Below are 20961 nucleotides of genomic sequence, written 5' to 3' on the forward strand. Positions count from 1 at the left end.
CGCCGGAGTGCAAAGCCTGCCCTGCGGGCTGCTTCCCGACCGACATCCTCGACAATCAGGAGCACCCTTATGACCACTGCCGACATCGACAATGCGACGCCCGAGCAGCTCGCTCCGGTTCTCTATGCCGCCGTCCAGCGCCTCGGCCAGTTGGGCCGCGAAGGCGCGGTCGCGGTCGCCCCACTGGTCGGCGACGACGACGCCGACTTCGACGAGGGCGCTTCGTGGATCGAAGATATAGCCGCCGGAGGTCTCCGCGACTGATCTTCTCTCACCCGTTCCATCCCCTCACGAGGCCCGGCCGCAACGCCGGGCTTCGTGCATTTTGAGGACATATTTCATGCACACCGCCCGTCACATCTATGAGAATGCGCCCCTCGGATCGCGCATCGCGTACAGCAGCGGGGAACCCCGGCCGCCGGAAAGGTTCACGAGAAAGCTCCGCAGGTGGGAGAATGAAAACGGCACCGGCCGCCTGGTCGAGCGCCAGCCGGGGTCGGGCAGTCATCCCGCGACGTTCACCCTGCATCTCGGTGACTTCGGGAGCGAGGGCACCATCGTTCTGGTGGTCCGCCGCCTGTTCAGCGCCGAGAGCACCAAGCCGTTCGAGATCATCGAGGTGCCGAAACCCGGCATGGTCCGGGTGCTGACCGGCCATGGCAACCGCGAGGAGCTGCGTTTCCTCGCTCCCGATAAAGCGAGCGCCGAACGCTGGATGGCGGAAAATCATTACTCCGACATGCGGGTGGAGGTCGTGACCGATGCAGATTCGGTCGCGTTGCCTGACGCCCAGGCGGCGTGACCGCGATCGCTCCCGATGGGCAGGCATCCGATGCGGTAGCGGACGGCGCGAGCCGCCGCCACTTCGTCCATGTCTATGCCGTCATCCGCGTCAAGGTGGCGGTCGACGCCCGGGACCATCATTCGGCGATGAAGACGGCGGATGACCTTCTGTTCGCAAACGGGCTCGCCGTTCGCCTCGTGCCCGCGGCGCAGACCGTTCTCGAGGCTGAATATGCCGAGGAGGTCACCGGGTATCTGGTCGACGAAGCCGGCGACGACGAGTTCGTTCGATCCCGCTCATACGGCCCGGACCACGAACCGGAAGGAGATGGGGCATGACCGCGTACAGCCTCCAGATCGTTCAGGTGTTTCGCGTCGAGCGCACCATCGTAGTTACGGTCGAAGCGCCGGACGAGCAGACGGCGATCGACTGGCAGAGCGAGGGCGATGCACCCGCCTTCGACGATCCCCGCTGGCGAGCCAGCTGGACCCTCGAAAACGAACTGGTCGAGCCCGCGCCGAACGACTGACGGCCCTGTGGCGACATGGGAGGGAGATGGGGGGGCACCCGAATTTGGTGGAGCAGCCCTGGGCTGTCCCTTGCCAGACCCACCACCGGTTCGACCCTTCCTCCCAAGGAAACGCGCCATGGAAATCATCGTAACCCGTTCCCGCATCGCGGGGACGCTGCCCCATTATGAGTATCGTGCGCTCATCTCCGCCGATGCTGTCGCTGAAACGCGGCGTCGGCGCGCTTGTCTCGTCAAGGCTCCGAAGGTTGCCGGGTTCGTTCGATGCCTGCGCACGGGGCCGGTCATCGCGCCAGAACGCTATTTCGAGCTGGATGCGGCAGCACGCGAAATCCTTGGATCGCGCATCAGCGCGCTGGCACGGCAGATAGATGCGCTGATTGTGCGGTTCCTCTTCCCGGAAGTGACCGCTCAGCAGCTCCGCCCCATCATCACGATCGACGATGATCCAGGCGATGCCTGCGTCCGGACGGACATCGCCGATTTGACCGGTGCCTATGACCGCCTCGCGGCCCGCCACGATGTCCTCACCACCAGCGATCTCGGCCTTCGCGAGGATTGTGCGCGCCGCGCCGCCTGACATCGCCCGACAGACGAAAAGGACCGCATCATGCAGGAACCCCTCTCCGCGCTCGAAACCGCCGCCTGCCTCTGGGAAGCCGTGCTGAGCCTGCGCGATCGCCCCGTCTCCCATCCTGATGCTATCGAGCTTGCCTTGCAGATCCGATCCTCCTTCGAAGCGATCGGCACTTCCGTCCTGCGCATGACCGTCATCGGTTGGGCGCCTGCCGTCGAGCAGGCCTGGGGCAAAGTCGCCGATGACTACGCTCTGAGCTTCGACTGGGATTTCGTGCCCGCCTGGATCGACGCCCACATCGACTGGTCCGAGCCCGGTAATCCCGTGATCAGATCCAAGGCGGTTCGCGAGCCGAACGATCCGGGCGGACATGGAGTGGAGGAGGCGAACGGTGGGGGCGACGATGAGGTCGCAATAATGCCGGAGGCTCCTATGCCCTTTCCCACCACGATCCACACCTCGGTCAGCCCGTCGCTGATCACCAGAATCGGACGCTTCCATAATGGCGGCCCCCTGGATGTGCTCGGCGAGCTTCTGCAAAACGGACGCCGAGCTGGCGCGACCCGGATCGATATCGGACTACGGGAGACGGATCGTGGCCCTGTCCTGCATGTCCACGACGACGGTTGCGGCATCGCCGATCCGGCCAAGTTTCTGGCGCTCGGCGACTCCGGATGGGATGAGCACATTGCCCGATCGGAGGATCCCGCCGGCATGGGCGTGTTCAGCCTCGCCGGTCGCCATGTGACCGTACGCTCCTACTCCGCCGAACTCGACGCGGCCTGGCAGGTGACCATCACGCCCGATGCCTGGGAAACCGGCAAGCCGCTCGACGTCATCCCGTCCACCCTGGAAAAGGGCACCGACCTCGAAATATCGCTTCCCGAAAACTGGGCGAATGGCATCGAACAGGCCGTAAAGGATGCCGCACGCTTCTTGCCCGTACCGGTCTGGTTCAACGAGAAAAGGCTGCCTCAGGAGAGTTTCCTCCGCGAAGCAAGTCGCATCGAGACATGGAACGGCTGCCGGATCGGCATCTTCGCAGACACATCGCATCTTCCGCGTGCGCTGGTCCGCATCAACTTTCACGGTCTCACCGTTCCGTGCCAACTACCGCACATCCACGATGCCGATGGCGGCCGTGGCTGGTATGCCAAGGTGGACATCGATGATTTCCCCGACCTCGAGCTCGTGTTGCCTGCCCGCAAGGAGGTTGTGCTGGGCACCGCGCTCGATGCGCTGCGCGAAGCCTGCGAGGCGGCGATCTTTCGTACCATAGCCCGCGAGGGCCATCACCGCCTTGCCTACGCCCACTGGCTTCGCGCGAATGAACTCGGCGTATACCTGCCGGAGGCAGCACCCTGGCTTCCGGCCTGGACACCACGAACTGCCGAGACAGGCAACGTTCTTACCGTTGACCGGATCGCGGGCGAGCCGATGATCCTCATGCCGTCGGACGAGGCCCATATCGAGCAATGTGTCGGGCGCGCGATTTCTTGCAATCGCCTTCTCGGCGCAACGCCGGTCGATCCCGTCGCCGAGTTCGCCGGCTATGGATGGTATGACCGCCTTCCGCGCGTGCTCGGATGGTCCTTTCGGATCGAGCGAGGCGAAAGCGATCCAATCGACTATGCCGCCGGCTCGCAGTTGCCGCCCGAACTTGTCACCGGGCGGGTCGACGCCATCATCGTTGAACTGGCCATCCAGACGGACCACGTCTGCGATGACCCGCCCGAAATCCTCGGCGTTCCCGCTGATCTTCTGATCGTCCCCGCCGACTATTCGGCCGACCTCGACGAGGCGGTCATTCTGCTCGCCAATGACTGTACGATCGAACCCGGCGAGCTTGCTTCGATGCTCGGAGCGGCATGCTTCTTCGCCAGCGAGGATTGCGAGGCAGACAGCTATCACACCCAGCAGGCGACGTTCGATATGAATGCGCGTTTTGCCGCCAACATGCTCCTGCTAGGCGAAGATACCGCGATCATCGAGCGGGTCCGCGAGGCAGTGCGTGAGCATGTTTCGTGGCTCATCCCGAAGAACCGGGCGATCGCCGTACGCGCCATCGACTATCGGGTCGAGGCTGCCTTCGCAGACGATGACGAAATGTCCGCCCCCAGCGCTGCCGAATAGCGCCCTCATTCTCGCAGCCTGGCCGGCGCATCTGCGCGGTTGCCAGTCGGTATCTTCACGAGGAACTATCCCATGACTCAGGATCCGCCATTTCGGAAGATCTTTGATGGCGTCGTCACGCGCGAGCAAATGTTCGAGCTGTTCAATCTCGTGCCGGACGGCCCGGCCGAGGAAATCGCGTCGGGCAAGGCCTACGCAAACCAATGGTTCGAGATTCGCGAGAGTGAGTTCGAATTGATGTTTGATCGCCTGCCGCCGCTTTTCTTGCGAGCCGGCATGTTCGCCATGTCCGAACTCAAGGCCGGATCCATCGGCTTGGTTTTCTTCGACATTACCATCTACGGACGCAGCCGCTGGTTCACCGGATATTGCGACCTTGGCGCTCGCAGCAGCCCCGACGCGATGCGAACCGCAATTATCGAACATGAAAGAGCAGCCGTCGCAAACTTGTCGCGGGGCGATGCCCTGGACGTGATCTGGGAACGCGAGGGCGACGATTTTCGCGGCTTGGCCGGCCAATTTAATCCCGATGCTTGGCCCGCCGAGCATCACGGAAAGCGGACTATCCTCGTCTATGAACCCGGCGTCGGGACGGTCCTGAAGCTATTGGAAAATCTTACCGACGACGAGATCGCGGATCGGCTGCAGCACGGACCGACGATATAGGTCGCGTCCGCTCGGCTTTCCACCCTCGAGGTCGCCGGCAGCCGCCTCCGGGAAGACGATCGGTGACCGGGCGGGGCTTGAGCCGATCGACCAGACTTTCGTCATTCCCACCAAGGAGCCGAAAGATGCCCAATCCATTTCTGCAGACTGCGTTCGCGATCCCGCTGACGCCTGACGAAGCGGTGCTGCTCGAAGAATGCTTCACCGTGGCTGCTGAACTTTCCAGCGATTTCGCGGAGATTTCGACCGACGGCATGCAGACGCTGAAATCCTACTACGCCTCGCGCAGCGAACCGTTCAGGATCACCTTCCCGAAAAAGCCGGAAGAGGATGACCCTTTCGCCGGATTCTTCGATCTTTGGTCCGGTGACGGCTTTCTCGGGTTCGACGCCGACCTCAGCATCCGGCGCGATCCCGAAGGCAAGCCACAGTTCGCGTTCATCAGCGGTGATGATGTGGATGTTCACTCGATCGCCTCCCTGATCCAGAAGGTCTGCAAATCCGCGCTGCCGTTTGGTTTTCAATGGGCTGAAAGTTATGAGGACGACGACTACTCCACCGCCTTTGGCGGCGGGTACTATGTCATCTCCGATGCCGATATATTCGGCGGCCCGACCCGGTCGCTCATGGATGATATGCTGCAAACCTTGCGGGTGGCTGCGGTATGAAACCATTGCTCAAGCGCCCGTGCAACGAATGCCCCTGGCGCCGCAATCATCCGGCCGGGTGGCTCGGCGGCTATCGTCCCGAGGACTTCACCAGCCAGGTCCAGTTCGACGGACCGCCGCTACAGTGTCACAAGACAATCCCCGGGGACGGCACCGATGCCCGTTCGATGTGCGCAGGCGCGCTCATTTTCATGCGCAACAGCTGCAAAGCTGCGAACCATCCCGACTATGGCGATGCGCTCGATACGATCGCGGCCGACACCGAGACTGTGTTCCAATGGTCCGGGGAGTTCCTCGACCACCACAACAACCCGGAGAAATGGATCGAGCACGTTCGGGCACGAATGGCCCGGCGGGCATAACGGGTTCTCCTCTCAGCACATGGAGCATATCATGGCCCATCTGTCCCCACTCCGGGGCGTTTTGGCTGGCTTTGACCACTCGTACCGCCTCGCAATTTGCAGACGCGAGACAACCGGGCGTCACCAGTTCGTCCTGCGCACGCGCGATCCAATCCAGCCGTTTCGCGTGACCGAGGCGCGACCGGCAAGGAACGAAGATCTCGTTCTGCACGTCGCGTGATCAAGTTCCGTATCCTCCGCGTCCAGCCTCAGCTTTTGGGGCTTTATGCAATCCGTCATGACGGATGTCCGTCTGGCTCGGAGCAGCCCCGGCTGGGGCCGACGCCCAGGCCCTTTTACTCAGCTCGGTCGCTTCACAGAGTATGACCCGCCGCACACGCGATCTCGCGGCCACATGGGTCCGCCTGATGCTTGGAGAGAGGGGAAGGGGGCGAATGGATCGGGTTTGGTGAGCATGACCGCCAGCCCGCCCAACCTCCATCTCAGGAAATCCCCATGGCCCGCCTGTTCCTCGACCACGCGAATGTAGCCTCATCCAGGCCACCGACCGTCCACGTCGCTCTCAGCAGCATCGAGCTTTCGTTATTGACACTGGTGACCTCGGATCCGGAAGCCGAGCCCGCCGTGCGGCAGGGCGCATGGGTCAATTTCATCGACGGGGACGATAGCGGCATGCTCCGGCATGTCGTGCCGATCGCCGGCTATCCCGAAGCCGCATGGCGTGCGGTGGCCTCAACCACGCTCGACCTGCCGGCCGTTGCCGACCCTCTGCCAGTGGACGAGATCTACTCGGCACGGATCGTGCCACCTACCGAACCGCCGGCGCGCTTCTTCCGCCTTGACCCGTTCGAACTTGCCGCTGGTCTCAGGACAGAGCATCCGGACGCTCTTCGCGATCGCAACGCCATCGCCGCGCGCATCCACACGCTCGAGGCCCTCAAAGGCGGCGATGGCCCCTGGTTTTTCGTGGAGCCCGATCACTTCTCTCAGGCGGCGCTCCAATCCGTTGCCGAGGAAATGATCCGTCCGGGCGAAACCCACTGGGGCGCTGATATGCTCCTGCAGCGTCGTGTCGTTCTCGACGAGGCCAAGGAGGCACGCGCATGGTCGGGGATTTCCGAATTGCACGCCGCTTTGTGGGTCACGCACGAGGCACCGTTCGATGCCGGGCTCGATTTCACCACCTATTGGGCCGACATGGCGGCACGTCTGCGCGTCGATCCTACCGCCACGCGATTGCTGTCTGAATGCTCCGATCCCGACTTGGATATCGTCCGCGAGGCGCTCGTGTCGCCCGACCTCGCGGTATCCTTCCCATAGTTCGTCAAGGCGCCCCGGCCACGCGTCGTGCGCCATCACTGTGAACAGCCAGCGCATGTGATCGCGTGCTTGCCCTATCGGGACCGGCCGCGCGCGGGCCAAGCCGAGCCGCCCATGCGCGAATGGAACCCATTCCCCCACCCGGTAATCACCGGTGCTGGCGCTCGGCTGTCCAGATGGCTGTGGAGACCACCAATGAACACCGCCGATCAATATCCCATTGCGCCCGGTATGTGGATCAGGACCGAGGAGGACGAACGCCTCTTCTTTCTACGCCATTCGTCCACCAGCCATTGGGGCTTCTTTTCCGAAACGAGGCACCACAAGGCCCGCGAATACAAGCTTCCGCTGGCGGGTCTCAAGCCATGGCAACAGGAGCACCGCTCATGAAAACCCACGCGATGACCAGCGGGCTGCGGGTGACGCTGACCAAGACCGAACTGCAGGCTCTGCTGGCCCTTGCCCGCCATGGGCGCGACCAGCTCGCCGCAAATCCGCGTTCCTATGTCCTGTCCAGGCGAGAGGAGGGCGTGGCGCCCGACGTCGTCCATGCGCTCGAATCCGGACTGCGAGCGGTGCGAGGCAAGCAGGCCGAGGCCAAGGATCGGCGCGAACAGCCGAAGCGCGATGCGGAGCGCCGCGCGGCCCGCGAGCATCATGCCCTTATCGAGGGCTTCTCCGTCCTCGGTATGCTTGGAGACTGGACCGATCTGTCCGACGATCCCGATCGTCACCAATGGGCGGATATGTTCCACCCCGACACCGAGCCCCGCCCGCAGGGCGAGATACGGCGGAACGTCTGGCGCATATTCCTCAGCAAGGGCAGCGCCGCGCTGGACGACCTGGTTGTCCTTCCCGGCGATTGCACGACGACGGCCGACCGTTACGAAATCGATCAGCTTGCTCGCCGGATCATCGCCGACCATCAACGATGACAATTCCTATCCCGGGATGTCTGCCTCGCCATCCGAGGCGATGACCGGCCCGGCGAGCGGCGCTCCTAGCGTCTCGCATTGCGCACAGACATTGCGCGGAACCGGCGACTCCCTTATATCTGACTAGCTAGTCAGAAGGAGGATGGTCATGACGACCTCCAAAGATGTCGATACCCCCCGCACCCGCAAGGCGGCCTCCCGGCTTCCCCCGCCGGCACGGGGATGGAAGCTCGAAGACGCCAAGGCACGCTTCAGCGAGTTGGTCCGCCTTGCGCGCAGCGAAGGGCCGCAGCGCGTGACTGTCCGCGGCAAAGATGCCGTCGTCGTGATCAGCGCCGATGAACTCGAGCGATTGCTGCCGCCTGAGCGCAAGAAGCCGTTGGTCGCCTTTCTTGAGGGGCTTCATCTCGACGGCGTCGATCTCACGCGCGAGCAGGATACCGGCCGGGACATCAGCCTGTGATCGGCTGGCTGCTCGACACCAACGTCATTGCCACGCTGATCAATCCTAACGGCGCGCCCAGCGTGAAGGCATGGGCTTCGGAACAGGCCGAAGACCGCTTCTTCCTCAGCATTCTCACCCTTGGGGAGTATGACAAGGGTATCCACGGCATACCCGTCGAGCACGCCGAGCGGTCCCGCTATATGGGCGCACGAGACGCGCTCGAAGCGCGGTTCAGAGGCCGTATCCTATCGCTCGACGACCAGATCGTACGCCGCTGGGGCGAAATCTCGGGCGACGTCAAGCTGCGCACCGGCCACACTCCGAGCGTCGTCGACACGATGCTGGCCGCTACCGCGATCGAACACCGGCTCTATCTCGTAACCCGCAACGTCAAGGACGTGCGCCACAGTGGCGCAGCGATCTTCAATCCATGGGACGATGATCCCGCGACGCTGTCCCTTTCCTGAAGGAAGGGATGAACGGGTCCACGATCGAGCTGCCCGCTGACGATCCCGTGTGGTTGCCGTTGGGCCGGTCCTGCCCGACCGCGCCGACACTCTCAACCTGACGAAGGATGGCAGCACCGCTTTCTGAAGGTGGTTCCATTGGGTGCTCAGCACGGTCCGTCGCTCCTCCGACGTCCGGTCCTCTCAGCGGGCACCAGAAGGCGCGAAGCACGCATCGTGAAGATCGCCGCCCGACAGGATCGGCCGGTTTGGGAGGAGAGGGGGGCGAGGGAGGCGTCCGGCAGGTCGCTTTCGTTTCCGATCGCGCGCCGCATGCCGCATAATCGGGAGCCTTACCATGCGCCTGTCTGATGACCTTGCAGCGAGCCGTCGCCTTTATGCGGCCCCCATGATCTTCGCCCCGACGGTCATGGTCATCGACATCCCTCCGCACCAGGCGGGATCCGGCCTCGCGCTCGATCGCTATTACATCGTCATGATCGAGACCGACGAGGAACTGGCCGAGTTCGAAGCTTTTCTCGCCGAAGACCGTGCGTTCGCACGGTCGCCCGATCTTCTAGATAGAAGGCCAAGCTGCCGCGAAGCCGGCGCGATTAGCTTCTTCGAGTTTGCGCCGCCAGCCTCGGATTGGCCGTGGATCCTGCTGTGTCACTGGCCACGGCACCTTGCCCGGATGTTCGTTGCCGATCCCGAAGCTCTTGCACGCGGCGCGTATACGATGGAAGCTTTCCACAGCCGGGATACCCTGCGCGCGGCGCTGCGGGCACATGTCGCCCTGTTCGGAGACCTCGCGGAGATACGGACCATCCCGCCGCTGTCCGACATGGCGGGCCGTGCATAGCAGCGTCCGCACGCATCGATTCCGGCCCAGCAAGGAACGGTCCATGTGGAAACTCCGCTACGCCGCAAGGGCGACACGCCTGCTGCTCCAAGGCAAGATCCGATGGGTTGTCTATCGCAAGGCCTTGCGCGAATGGCCCATCGCTGTCGCCGGCCGAGGCGGGTCGTATCAGCTCGACCCCTGCTTCTCCGATCTGCATGACGGTCGCCGGGACATGAGCCTTCCGCAAACCATCGTGGCGTCCGGCCCATGCGCGAGACGATAGAGGCGACCGCCGGGGAGCAGATCGCCTTCGGTTCCTTCGTGATTGTCGACGACGGAACAGCCCGGCATGACCCGGAGGGCGAAGGCGAGGGCGGCCTCGCCCTGCGCCCCGCCAACGCTGGAACCATCACCGTCTACGAGCCCAGTGAAACGATGACGATCTTGAGGACCGGAGGTGCGCTTGGGCTGTTCGGCAAGAACACCCGCTGGGCGGAAGTCCGCAATGGCCGGTTGCTACCGCCCGATGTCGGTGCAGGGTGACCGCGAAGAGTGCCGACGCCACCGGAAGGATCGACTATAGTGTTGCGAGCCGAGAGCTTGCTCCTCGCGATCCGATGACCGCCCCCGAAGCACCGAGCCGCAAGGGCGCATGAAACGCTCATATCCGTCGCCTTGGCCGGATCGCCGTCTCGCGGATTGTGGATTTGAAAATGGCCTCCCGGCGCTTGTCGGGAGGCCATTTTTTTATGCTGCCAAGGTCAGCACCCGAAGGGGCGGCAGCCGATCGGTCCGGATGACAGCTCCTGCCTATGACGGTCGGCTCCCGGCATGCGCGGGACCGGTGCGCCCGCTTCGCGGAGCGTCCGCACCATTCGCGACCGTCCATGAAGCAGGTCCGTCAGCCATTCGAGATCCCGGATCGCTGGGCTTACCGGCCGCTCCGAGAGGATGTAGTAGAGCCGCCGCTGATAGTCGTCGCCTTCGCCGTTCAGGATGTGCCGCAGCCGGGCCTGTCCCTCGCTTTCGACTCCCGACGGCACGGCCCCCATATCCGCTTCAACGGCCTGAAGGGCGTCCAGCAGCTCCATCGCGCTGTAGAAGGCATCATCGACGTCCTGCCGGAACGCCGCCGCGGCGAGCGCACGACGGTCGGGCGAAAGCGCCGGGTCATTCAGCGCGTCCCGCAAGGGCAGATTGATGTCGTAGGTCTCCAGCAGAGCCTTCATGCTCAGGTCAGTCATCATTCGTTCCGATCGCGTTTCTATGAGGCCGACATCATCATGACGGCCGAATTTGCGCAAGCGATCCGCTCCCCCGTGAAAGGGGAGCGCAACATCGAGGACGTTGACGGGCTTGGCTTGGCGATCGGCAAGGACATGGCGCGGATTGGGATGGGCCGCTGCGTCGAGCCGGGCGGGGTGTGGCAGGGCGGGGGAAGGAAAGAAGGGGCGGGCGGATCCCGGCAAGCCGGGAATGGGCTCTATCTCCGCGAGCTGCGCTCGCTCCGACCGGGCCCGCGTTCCGCGGTCCCGTCCTTCGGTAACGATCCCTTCCGCGGTCCGAGCGGCGAGGGCATCCCTTGTCCCGAACCTCATCCTGGCGGCGCCGGCACCGCAAGGCAGGCTTCGCCTAAGGAATCGCGCTGACGCGCGATAGCGTCTTTGTAGCCCAAGATCCCACCGCAGCCTTCGCCGCCTCCCAGTGTCCCGGGCGTACCACACGGATTTTCGTCGCCAAGAATTGCGTCGGGGGGGAAGCTCCGCTAGGCAAAATGGGGCCGGCGGCGCTTTGTCCGTTCCAAAGGCAGCGCCGGCCCCATTTTGCGAAGCTGCGCTAACATCCCCCCTCCCGTGCTTCTTGCCGACAAGAAATCCGCGCGCCACTGGGGACCCTGCGAGGACGGCTCCGGGTGCGATGGGATCAAGGGCACGCTTCGCTCCACGACACAGTTGAGCACAAGAATTGCCCGCTGACGCGGACAATGCGTCTTCGTTTTATTCCGCTTCGCGGAGATTTCTGCTCGGACTCACCAAGTACGATGGATTTCTGTCAAGAAATCAATGACCTATAATGAAAGGAGGGGAGGGAGTATAAAGAAGGTGTCGGCGGGGATTGACCCAAAGACAGGGTAATACACCCGGCATCTTGGAGTAATTGTTATGCAGATCGGTTCTTTCAAGCCTAACAACGGCACGCTGTTCGGCTCCATTTCGACCGCCAATCTTCACCTTCCGCGCCTTGGCCTCAAGCCCGTTCAGAGCAATCATGAACGCGCCCCGGCTTATGAAGTGATGGCGCTCAATCCGGCGCGGCGCTGGGTGCAGATCGGCGCGCTTTGGGAGGCGACGGCCAACTCCACCGGCGAAACCTTCTATCAAGGACAGATTGACGACCCGAGCTTCAACGCCCCGTTGCCGATCGCGCTTTTCGGGGACGGCGAGGAAGGTTTCAACGTCGCTTGGAACCGTCGCCGCAAGCGTCAGGACGACACCTTCAACGACGCCGAAGGCGCGCCCGAGGAAAGCGAAGGCAGCCCGTTCGGCCCGGAACCCGGCAGCGATCCGGCTCCCCGCCGTGCTCGCCGCAGCCGCAGGGCGGACAGCTTCGAGGGGAACGCCGACGATAGCGGCAATCTCACCGAGCGGCAGAACGCCGACGAACACAACCCGTTCTGATCGACCGTCCGACGGGCGGGGGAAGCGTTAGCCGCGCTCCCCCCGACCCTGAGCCGAAAACCCTCCCGACAGGTGATGAGACCATGAGTAAGGAAACGACCTCCCGCCGCTATAGCAGTTTTGCCGATATGGCCCAAGCCATCGGACAGGATGCCACCGGGCCGACACCGGGCAAGTTTGATGCGGCCTATAAAGAGATCATCGAAGGCGATGAGTTTCAGTCCGTTTTGGGCAAGATCGAAGAGCGCTTCGATTGCAAGCTGACTCCGATCCCGCCCGGCGATGTCGACGACGACCTCGAACCGGACGCCATGAGCCCGCGCGACCGGGAGCTTGCCGAACTCTATGCCGAGGAAACCGCGATCCCGGAAATCGAAGCCGCGTTCGGCGACGTCCAGCCGCTCGCGATCATCGAAGGCGCGCGCGACCCGCAGGAACTCGACATGCCGCACCCGATGCAGGCGCAGCAAGATTGCGGGGCGATCATCGCAACCATCTTCGACCTGTTCCGGGATACGAGGATGGAGCCGACAGCCCAGCCGCTCGCATGGGGTTTCGTCAACAGCTTCCACCATGAGGCGCAGAAGCTGGCGGGCATCGAGGATAGCCTAGCCCTCAAGCTGGGCGAGATGATCCGCGATCCCGAAGCGGGCGAAGTCTGGAACAGCAATGTCGAGGAACTGCAAACCCGTTGCCGCACGGTCGCGGAACAGCGCGCCGCCATAGAGGCGATGCGCGATTACGGCGCCGCCGTCTATCGCGCCGAAACCGGCTTTCCGTGGAGCGCCGCGCGCGGTTCCCGAGCATCCAGCGTCACCACCGCAAGCCAGATCGCAGCCGCCGACTTCCTGCGCGAACGTGCCCTTGAAGCGCGCGAACGCCTGAAACCGCAAGGCCCCGTTGTCGTCTTTTCCGGCGGACAGGAATGGCACGACTGGCGGATGATCTGGGACAAGCTCGACCAGATCAAGGCGCGCGTGCCGCATATGACGCTTGTGACCACGGCGCAGCGCAAGGGAGCCGACGCCATCGCCGCCGCGTGGGCCGCAGAGGCAGGCGTCCCGCTTGTCGCCTTCACCCCCGAAGGCCGCCTTGGTCGCCGCGCCGGGTTCGTCCGCAACGAGAAGATGGTCAACCTTCGCCCCCGTCCCGTCGAGGCGCTTGTCTGCCAAGGTTCCGGCATACAGGCGAACCTCCTCGACCTTCTCAAGGATGCGGACATCCCGACCCACGCTTTCAAGGTCGATAGCCAGCGGCCCGATGCGGAAGGGATCGACGCGATCCGCGCCGCCAAGCGCGAGCGCAAAGCGCGCCTCGCGGCCTGAAATCCGGCCCGCCCTTCGGGGCGGGCCATCCTCCTACCGGAGTTTATCCAATGATCGGAGTCTAAGGCGGTTGCATCGACGCCTAGCACACCGTCGATTGCAGTCATTGCGGGCATAGCGCGGCTACAACTGTCTTCCCCGGCCATTGCACCCGCTCATAATATGATCCCGGCATGACCGGCGCGGAACCTTCCGCGTCGGCCTTTGCCGTGTCGTCATGTCGGGTGGGGGAAACCCGAACGGTTTCCCCCACGCCGCTCCTTTTGCCTGGGCCTGCGGCCTGGCAACGTCGCTCCCCTTTCCGCTATCGATGAAACGGATATGGAGCGCTCACGCTACGTTGGGTAGGGGCTTGAGCGCAGAAAATGCGGCGGCACCTCCGACCCGGATTACCTGTCCCAGCACGTCGCGAAACTCGCGCTCGCTCAGTCCCTCGACGGGCAACTCACCAACGATCCGGGCATAACGTTCGCGCAGCTTCTGCCGCGTCGCCTCTATTTCCGTATCCATGCGCTTCTGACGCTCGACCAGATCGGCCAGCTTTTCGCGTTCTGTCATCTTCGGCATTTCCATCTTCCTTACGATGGTCTGCCCGCCAGTCCGTGACATCGCTCAACGATGCGTTGCTTGCAAGCCCTAGACATTGAATGGCGCGCGTCACCTCCGAGGTGGAGCTTTGCTGTTATCGAGGAACATTGCTGCCCCTGCGGCCATCACCCCTGACGGCATCGGGACCGGGCCTCGTGCTCGGTCCAATTTCCTTTTCGGCGGCATCGAGTTCGGTCTCGCTCGCGTGCCGCGCGGACCCTTCGGTCCGCATGCCGCTACGCCTTGCCGGGGTCTCCTGACGAGAGGGAATATCTCTCACAGTCTTCCCATCATGTCGGACGCCCGAGACCGCATCAAGGACGGCGGGGCCCCACCATTTTCTTCGGCGGATCGAGCGAAGCGCTCCTCCTTCGGCGCCCCTGGCCACCGAAGAAAATCGTGACCCCCACCGCCGCTAAAGCGGTCGCTTCGCGATCCTTGACCCGGCCTCGGCCGTCCGACGCGCCGCTCCTGTCATTCAAGACAGACAGGAGCCCATCATGCAGATCATCTCGACCAGCACCGCCGCCGACAACGCCGTCCTTTTCGCCGCCGTCGCGAATGCCGAACGCCGCGCGCTTCACAGCTACTTCAACCAGCATGTCGTGGCGGACGACGAGGCGGGCTACATCACCATTGATGAGGGCGATTGCGCCGCGCTACCGATGACGATCATCGACCGGATCGTCCACAGCGTGCCGGGCGGGCTGGTCGACGAATATTGAGACCGACGGGGGAGGGGCGGCAACGCCTCTCCCTTTTTTCTGTCCCGACACCGAAATCGAGGTGCGCGATCAAAAGCCTGACGGCGCCCATCGAGGGCGCCGTCAGGCTGCTGCCGCGCCAACACAACCTCGCCCACTGTCATCCCAAAGCGACCTGTTTCCCTAAGGAGACCGGCGAAGGCTGGCGCAGTCGGTGAGGAGGTTCGCTCCCCCATCTCACTCCAACACAGGATCCCTCATGGCGAGGTTGCTGATCCCCTTTCAGAGAGCCCCCGCGCCTCCCGGCACGAGGCTTCGCAGCGACGCTGTCGCTGCGCAAGGAACGACGCACGCCAGAGGCGTTTGTAATGCACCCCACGCACGGGTGCTGCGGCACGATTATCGAGCTGTATCAGATAGTTAATGGTGTCAGACATGTCTGCCATCGGTCACGTGGCTTGTCCGACATGTCATCCCGTCTGAAATTCACAGCCATCAATGCTTTGAAATGTCGCAACATTTTCTGTCGGACATGTCCGACATCACTAAATCGTTGAGGGACGGGACGATTTCGAGTAGTTTGACACTGCTTCAAGACATTCCGGTCGAGCTCCCAAGTGGAGTATCGACGTGGTTCGTATCAGTGTTCGTATCGACGACGCCCTCTATGAGCGCCTGAACAGGCGCGCCACGGGCGCCGATCTTTCCTTCTCGACATTCGTCCGATCGGTGCTCGAGCAGGCCGCCGATCCCGGCGGGCGCTATATCTACTCCTCCCAGGACGAGATCCTGGCGACCTGTATCCAGATCCTTTCGATCGTCGCCACCGCGACCGGCCAGCAGTCGCCGAAGGCTCTCGAACAGGCGAAGGCGGATGCGCGCGAAATGCTCCTCAAGAGGGGCCTGCTCGGCCGGGACGGTGTCCGGTGAGCATCTTCCGCAACGACACATTGGGCTCCTGGACCCGGGGTGGTCAGGCCATCGTCCACAATGTCCGTATGACCACCCAGGTCTTCTTCCAGACCATGATCGCTGGCCTCGTAATCTGGGTGATGGGTATCGTCTGGTACGCGCTCGAGAAGTCCAGCGAGTATGAGCGCTTCGTCCTGATGAAGCTCGCCGAGGCGAGCTTCAAGGTCGATGCCGCTGCCGGTACCAACGATCCCGTTCTGTTCAAGACCCCAGCGGGGAAACAATATTGGACGTCGGCCGACTGGCTGATGGAGTCCGCGCTCGCCAAGAAGACGCTCCACAGTTTCGAGTTGTACCTGATCCATGGCGCCCTGGTCTCAGGGATCTTCGCCCTCGGTGCGCTCGCCTGGGCATGGTTTTACTTCACCCGGACGGGAAAGGGCCTCGGCTCCAACCAATATCTACGCGGTGCGCGCTTCGGCACCTTCCGCCAAGTGAAGCGGGCGTTGCGCTGGCAGAAAAAGGGGGTGCTCACCATCGGTGGTGTCCCCGTCCCGGAAGCCTTCGAGCCCGAGCATATTCTCCTGTGTGGGGCGCCCGGCACGGGCAAGACCAACCTCATCATCAAGATGCTCGATGGCATCCGCAAGGCGGGAAAGCGCGCCATCGTCTATGACACAGCTGGCACGTTTGTAGAGAAATTCTACCGGCCCGAGATCGACACTTTGCTCAACCCGCTCGATCAGCGGACCGCACGCTGGTCCCCTTGGGTCGATGTTCCGAGGGACTATCATTACGACCAGATCGCCGAGTCGACGATCCCCGACAAGACAGGCGATCCGTTCTGGGCAAAGGCCGGGCGCGGCACCCTGGTCGCGGTGATGCGCAAGCTCGCCAAACAGAAGCATACCTTCATCTCGCTGCTGCTGGACCGGCTGCTGCGCTCCAAGCTGAGGGATCTCGCCGCCTTCGCTGCAGGGACCGACGCGGCCGCCTTCATCTCCACCGAGGGAGAGCGAACCTCCGCCGGCATTCAGGCCGAACTCGCCTCGGTCATGCGCAGCTTCGCCTATCTCGACGACACCGAGGACGGTTTCTCGATCCGCGACTGGGTGGAGACCGGAGCGGACGGGAGCTGGCTGTTCATCACCGTCAAAGCGGACCAGCTTCCCTCGCTTCGTCCCCTCATCACCGTCTGGCTCGATATCGCCATCTCGGCGATCATGAGCCTCGTGCCGGACCGGGACCGGCGTCTCTATTGCGTCGTCGACGAACTCCCCACTCTCCAGAAGCTCCCCAGCCTTTCCGACTTCCTGGCGCGTGCCCGCAAATATGGCGGATGCGGCATCCTGGGGTTTCAGTCCTATCCCCAGTTGGAAGCCACTTACGGCATTCAGGACGCCGCGGCGATCACCGGCTATTGCTCCACCTGGGTGGCGCTGCGCGCCAACGACTCCCCCACCGCCAAGCATGTTTCCGAGAATCTCGGCCAGGTCGAACAGGTCGAGGCCAACGAGGGTATGTCCTACGGCGTCAACGACATGCGTGACGGCGTGAACCTCTCACGCATGCAGGTGACCCGGCCGCTGGTCATGCATACCGAGGTCACCAATCTTCCCAACCTCTCCGGCTTCCTGCGGTTCGGACGCAACCTTCCGGTGGTCCGGTTTGCCGACCAATATAATCAGGTTCCTTCGATCGCCGAGGCGTTCGTCGAGCGCACTACGCCGCCGGTGCGCCTCTCGCAGGCGGATAAGCTTGTCAAACTGGCCCATGCCGAGGCCCGTGTCCGCGATCAGATGGAGCGGGAGCAGAAACTGGGGAAAACTGCCCCACAGGAGAAGGCGCGAACGGAACGCAAGCCCGCTGACGACCCCGACAATCAGCGAGACCTCTTCAAACCCGCACCACCGCCAAACGCAGAAGAACAGGTCGATGCCATCCTCTCGGCAGGCGAGGGGGAATTGCCCGTACCGGTCAGCGTCGCCTGGGACATCCTTGCCGCTCGACAAGGCGACATCAAGTCGGATCTGGTCCAGCACGGGCAGGCCAATGGGCCTCGTGAGCCGGCGAGGCCGGCATGATCAATCCTGTCCGCCTCAAGGGCAAACCCGGCAACATCGCCCGCTATTATACGGTCGGCGATTATTACACCAAGGGCGCCGAAGAGCATTCCGAATGGGATGGCAGAATCGCTGAGGAACTAGCCCTCAAGGGCAAGGTCGATCCCGCGATCTTCAAAGAGCTGCTCACCGGTAAGGTCGGAGATCAGCAGCTTGGCCGCCACCGTCAGAACGGCGAGATCGAGCATCATCCAGGCTGGGACTTCGCGGTCAATGCCCCTAAGTCGATCTCGATCATGGCACTGGTCATGGGCGACGAGCGCATCCTCGCCGCTCATGAACGCGCCGTCACTGCCGCTCTCGACTATCTCGAAGAACATGCCACGCTCCGTCGACGCGAAGACGGCGAGATCCTGCACGAGACCACCGGCCGCCTCATCATTGCCCGCTTCACGGAGCACGCGTCGCGGGAGCGCGATCCCCATCTCCATACCCATGCCGTGGTCATGAACATCACCAATCGCGAGGACGGGAGCCCGATGGCCAGCCTCGAAACCCGGGCCATGTTCGCCGAGCAGATGGTAGCCGGACAGATCTATCGAAACGAATTGGCTCGGGATGTTCTCGAGCAGGGGCACGAGATCGTATTCGATCCCCGCACAGGGCTGTTCGAACTGGCCGATTTCCCCAAGGAGCTCCTCCTGGAATTTTCCCAGCGCGGCGAACAGATCAACGAACACGCGAAGGAAAATGGCTTCTCGGGGCAGGCCGACCGGCAACGGTCCTTCTATGCGACCCGGCCCCCCAAGGTGAAGATCGGCCTCGACGATCTGCATCGGCATTGGACCGATCGGTCTCAGCCATTCCGTCAATTTCTGGAATCCGTCGCAACGAAAGCAGAGCAGAAAGATGCCCCGCCAGAGCTTGACCCGGCGGCGGCCGGACGTGCCGCTCTGTTCGGCATCCGGCAGGCGGAGACCCGCGAAGCGGTCAACAACCGGGGCAGGATATTGCGGCTTGGTCTGGCAAGCCATGTCGGGGAGGTCCGGTTATCGGACCTGCAACCACGGCTTGAAGTCCACGAAGAGCGGCGCAAGCTTCTCGCCACCCATACCCAGACCGGGGATCAGACCCTGACGCGGGGACGCACCACGCGGCGGACCGCGCGGCTGGAACTCGCGATGACGCAGCACCTGGCCCTGTCGCTCGACGACGCGCGACCGATCGCTTCATCGGATCGTCTCCTGGTCGCTCTCGAAAGCGCCGGCCTGACCTCGGCGCAGGAGCGCGCGCTGGTCGATATCGCCACGTCGCGTGATCGCGTCACGGCGATCCACGGCGTCGCCGGATCGGGCAAATCGACGCTGGTCAGAACGCTCGAGGAAGCCGCCGAACCGGGGACGACCCTGCTGGCGCTCGCCCCGACATCGTCTGCGGCCGCCGAACTCGGGCGGAAGGCGAATATCGAATCGCGTACGGTCGCGAGCTTGCTGGCCGGGGGCGGTCACAGGCTCACCGACCGCCATGTCCTGGTGCTCGACGAGGCCGGCCAGCTCGGCAACCGGCAAGCACTTCGCGTGCTGGAGATCAGCCGGGCCACGGGCGCGCGGGTGCTTCTGCTCGGCGACAACAAGCAGACCGGGGCGATCGAGCAGGGCAAGGCTTTCTGGCTGCTCCAGAAGCTGGGCATGCCGACAACCCAGTTGACCGAGGCGATCCGTCAGGAGACCAAGGTCATGAAAACGGCCGTCGCCCAGGCGCGCGCCGGCGACTATGCGGGCTCACTCGCCAGCCTCGACAAGGTCGTAAGCGGTGAGAGCGCTGACAAGCTCGCCAAGGGACTTGTCCAGGAATGGACGCGCCTCAGACCCGAGAACCGCGCCAATACCAACATCCTCGTGCTCGACAACGCGACCCGTCTGATCGTGAACACCCAGATCCGCGAGACCCTGAAGCGGGAAGGGGTGGTCGCGGCTGAAGACGCCCGGCTCTCCGTTCTCTCCTCATCGGGCATGACCGATGTCGAGAAGCACAATGCCCGCTTCTATTCCGGCGGCCAGGTCGTCTCCTTCGGTCGCGACATCGCCGCGTCGGGCATCGCGCGCGAGACCGAATATCGCGTTCTTGGGCTCGGACGGGATGCGAACGGACGGCAGATCGTCCGGCTCGTGGATGAGAATGGCCGCATTATTCGTTGGGATCCCCGCCTCGGCAACGCCCGCCAGATCAATGTCTTCAATCGCGAGGAGCGCGACCTCGCGCAAGGCGACCGCATCCAGTGGCGACTGGCTAACAAGGACCTGCAGCTCAAGAACGCCGAGCGCGGGACCGTGGAAAAGCTGGATGGCCCGATAGCGACCATCCGGTGGGACCGTGACAATCGTGTCCAGGACATCGATCTTTCGATCCACAAGACCTGGGACCATGGCTATGCGGAAACCGTATACTCCGCGCAGTCGAAGACCTATGACCGGGTCTATGTTCTGGCGCCCGTCAACTCCGGGCTGGTCAACGGCCAGAACTATTACACCGCGATCACGCGCGCCCAATATGGCGTGAAGCTCTGGACCGAGGACACCAAAAAGCTGGCCCAAAGGCTCGCTGAACGGTCGGGGGAGAAAACATCGTCGCTGGAGGGTCTCGGACGCCTGGATCGGGACAGCAATGCCGCTTTCGCAGACCGCCATCCCGATCGCATCGGACAAGGGCGCGACGAGCAGGAGCGGGACAGGCAGCGGCGACGTGATGCTGAGCTTGAGCGTCAGCTCGATCGGCGCGATCGATCGACGAGGGGTCTGGGCCAGCAACTCGCCGACGGTGCGCGGAGCATCGCTGAAGTACTGGACCGCTTTCTTCAGTCTGTTCTCGATCGGACAAATCCCGCCGATGCGCGGGGCAACCCGCAAGCCCCCCACCGTGAGGATCACGCCGCGTCGGGCCCCGACCATCAGCCCGAGCCTTCCCAAGGACCTGAACACTGAC

General features: G+C 63.4%; 24 protein-coding genes. 22 read left to right on the forward strand and 2 right to left on the reverse strand.

Going from position 1 to position 20961, the window contains the following annotated elements:
• Positions 1-69: 69 nt before the first annotated feature.
• The 16 genes from K3M67_RS06555 (at position 70) to K3M67_RS06630 (ending at position 10252) form a co-directional block, all read left to right on the forward strand.
• The gene (locus K3M67_RS06555) at positions 70-264 is read left to right on the forward strand and encodes a hypothetical protein (RefSeq protein ID WP_285832701.1); all 195 of its coding nucleotides are present in this window, start codon (positions 70-72) and stop codon (positions 262-264) included.
• A gap of 76 nt (positions 265-340) precedes the next feature.
• Positions 341-802, forward strand: a complete 462-nt coding sequence (locus tag K3M67_RS06560) for a UCP036055 family protein (RefSeq protein ID WP_285832702.1) — start codon at positions 341-343, stop codon at positions 800-802.
• Positions 799-1122: a hypothetical protein gene (locus K3M67_RS06565; RefSeq protein WP_353051170.1), complete on the forward strand. Its 324-nt coding sequence runs from the start codon at positions 799-801 to the stop codon at positions 1120-1122. Before K3M67_RS06560 ends, K3M67_RS06565 begins: the two co-directional genes overlap by 4 nt.
• The gene (locus tag K3M67_RS06570; RefSeq protein ID WP_285832703.1) at positions 1119-1313 is read left to right on the forward strand and encodes a hypothetical protein; all 195 of its coding nucleotides are present in this window, start codon (positions 1119-1121) and stop codon (positions 1311-1313) included. Before K3M67_RS06565 ends, K3M67_RS06570 begins: the two co-directional genes overlap by 4 nt.
• Positions 1314-1431: 118 nt before the next feature.
• Positions 1432-1893: a hypothetical protein gene (locus K3M67_RS06575; RefSeq protein WP_285832704.1), complete on the forward strand. Its 462-nt coding sequence runs from the start codon at positions 1432-1434 to the stop codon at positions 1891-1893.
• A 30-nt stretch (positions 1894-1923) separates the two neighbouring features.
• Complete coding sequence (locus K3M67_RS06580) at positions 1924-4023, forward strand: ATP-binding protein (RefSeq protein WP_285832705.1); 2100 nt, start codon at positions 1924-1926, stop codon at positions 4021-4023.
• 72 nt (positions 4024-4095) lie between these two features.
• Positions 4096-4689 carry a DUF1419 domain-containing protein gene (locus tag K3M67_RS06585; RefSeq protein WP_285832706.1) on the forward strand — a complete coding sequence of 198 codons (594 nt, stop codon included), beginning with the start codon at positions 4096-4098 and terminating at the stop codon, positions 4687-4689.
• Positions 4690-4814: 125 nt separating this feature from the next.
• Positions 4815-5357, forward strand: coding sequence for a hypothetical protein (locus K3M67_RS06590; protein WP_285832707.1), 543 nt, complete (start codon positions 4815-4817; stop codon positions 5355-5357).
• Positions 5354-5719: a DUF6283 family protein gene (locus K3M67_RS06595; protein WP_285832708.1), complete on the forward strand. Its 366-nt coding sequence runs from the start codon at positions 5354-5356 to the stop codon at positions 5717-5719. The genes K3M67_RS06590 and K3M67_RS06595 overlap by 4 nt, the downstream gene beginning before the upstream one ends.
• Before the next feature lie 495 nt (positions 5720-6214).
• Positions 6215-7039 (forward strand): hypothetical protein, encoded by an 825-nt coding sequence (locus K3M67_RS06600; protein ID WP_285832709.1) that lies wholly within the window; start codon positions 6215-6217, stop codon positions 7037-7039.
• A 195-nt stretch (positions 7040-7234) separates the two neighbouring features.
• On the forward strand, positions 7235-7429 hold the full coding sequence (locus tag K3M67_RS06605; RefSeq protein WP_285832710.1) for a hypothetical protein: 195 nt from the start codon (positions 7235-7237) through the stop codon (positions 7427-7429).
• Positions 7426-7974: a hypothetical protein gene (locus K3M67_RS06610; RefSeq protein ID WP_285832711.1), complete on the forward strand. Its 549-nt coding sequence runs from the start codon at positions 7426-7428 to the stop codon at positions 7972-7974. The genes K3M67_RS06605 and K3M67_RS06610 overlap by 4 nt, the downstream gene beginning before the upstream one ends.
• 148 nt (positions 7975-8122) lie before the next feature.
• Complete coding sequence (locus K3M67_RS06615) at positions 8123-8437, forward strand: type II toxin-antitoxin system Phd/YefM family antitoxin (protein WP_285832712.1); 315 nt, start codon at positions 8123-8125, stop codon at positions 8435-8437.
• On the forward strand, positions 8434-8886 hold the full coding sequence (locus tag K3M67_RS06620; RefSeq protein ID WP_285832713.1) for a type II toxin-antitoxin system VapC family toxin: 453 nt from the start codon (positions 8434-8436) through the stop codon (positions 8884-8886). Before K3M67_RS06615 ends, K3M67_RS06620 begins: the two co-directional genes overlap by 4 nt.
• 337 nt (positions 8887-9223) lie before the next feature.
• Positions 9224-9727 (forward strand): hypothetical protein, encoded by a 504-nt coding sequence (locus K3M67_RS06625; protein ID WP_285832714.1) that lies wholly within the window; start codon positions 9224-9226, stop codon positions 9725-9727.
• Positions 9728-9976: 249 nt separating this feature from the next.
• Positions 9977-10252 carry a hypothetical protein gene (locus K3M67_RS06630; protein ID WP_285832715.1) on the forward strand — a complete coding sequence of 92 codons (276 nt, stop codon included), beginning with the start codon at positions 9977-9979 and terminating at the stop codon, positions 10250-10252.
• 218 nt (positions 10253-10470) lie between these two features.
• Here the strand turns inward: K3M67_RS06630 and K3M67_RS06635 are convergent, their stop codons facing one another.
• Positions 10471-11013, reverse strand: a complete 543-nt coding sequence (locus tag K3M67_RS06635; RefSeq protein WP_285832716.1) for a hypothetical protein — start codon at positions 11011-11013, stop codon at positions 10471-10473.
• 858 nt (positions 11014-11871) lie between these two features.
• On the opposite strand from K3M67_RS06635, the gene K3M67_RS06640 reads away from it, so the two are divergent.
• The gene (locus K3M67_RS06640) at positions 11872-12387 is read left to right on the forward strand and encodes a DUF736 domain-containing protein (RefSeq protein WP_285832717.1); all 516 of its coding nucleotides are present in this window, start codon (positions 11872-11874) and stop codon (positions 12385-12387) included.
• Positions 12388-12470: 83 nt separating this feature from the next.
• A complete protein-coding gene (locus K3M67_RS06645; protein ID WP_285832718.1) occupies positions 12471-13712 on the forward strand; it encodes a DUF2493 domain-containing protein in 1242 nt (413 codons plus the stop codon).
• Positions 13713-14042: 330 nt separating this feature from the next.
• Here the strand turns inward: K3M67_RS06645 and K3M67_RS06650 are convergent, their stop codons facing one another.
• Positions 14043-14279, reverse strand: coding sequence for a hypothetical protein (locus tag K3M67_RS06650; RefSeq protein ID WP_285832719.1), 237 nt, complete (start codon positions 14277-14279; stop codon positions 14043-14045).
• A gap of 521 nt (positions 14280-14800) precedes the next feature.
• On the opposite strand from K3M67_RS06650, the gene K3M67_RS06655 reads away from it, so the two are divergent.
• The 4 genes from K3M67_RS06655 to mobF all read left to right on the forward strand — a co-directional run bounded on the left by K3M67_RS06655 (position 14801) and on the right by mobF (position 20960).
• Positions 14801-15025 carry a hypothetical protein gene (locus tag K3M67_RS06655; RefSeq protein ID WP_285832720.1) on the forward strand — a complete coding sequence of 75 codons (225 nt, stop codon included), beginning with the start codon at positions 14801-14803 and terminating at the stop codon, positions 15023-15025.
• A 609-nt stretch (positions 15026-15634) separates the two neighbouring features.
• A complete protein-coding gene (locus tag K3M67_RS06660; protein WP_285832721.1) occupies positions 15635-15934 on the forward strand; it encodes a CopG family transcriptional regulator in 300 nt (99 codons plus the stop codon).
• A complete protein-coding gene (locus K3M67_RS06665; protein WP_285832722.1) occupies positions 15931-18000 on the forward strand; it encodes a type IV secretion system DNA-binding domain-containing protein in 2070 nt (689 codons plus the stop codon). Before K3M67_RS06660 ends, K3M67_RS06665 begins: the two co-directional genes overlap by 4 nt.
• Positions 17997-20960: a MobF family relaxase gene (gene mobF / locus K3M67_RS06670; protein ID WP_285832723.1), complete on the forward strand. Its 2964-nt coding sequence runs from the start codon at positions 17997-17999 to the stop codon at positions 20958-20960. The genes K3M67_RS06665 and mobF overlap by 4 nt, the downstream gene beginning before the upstream one ends.
• Position 20961: the final 1 nt, after the last annotated feature.

It is taken from the genome of Sphingobium sp. V4, assembly GCF_029590555.1.
Lineage (GTDB): Bacteria > Pseudomonadota > Alphaproteobacteria > Sphingomonadales > Sphingomonadaceae > Sphingobium.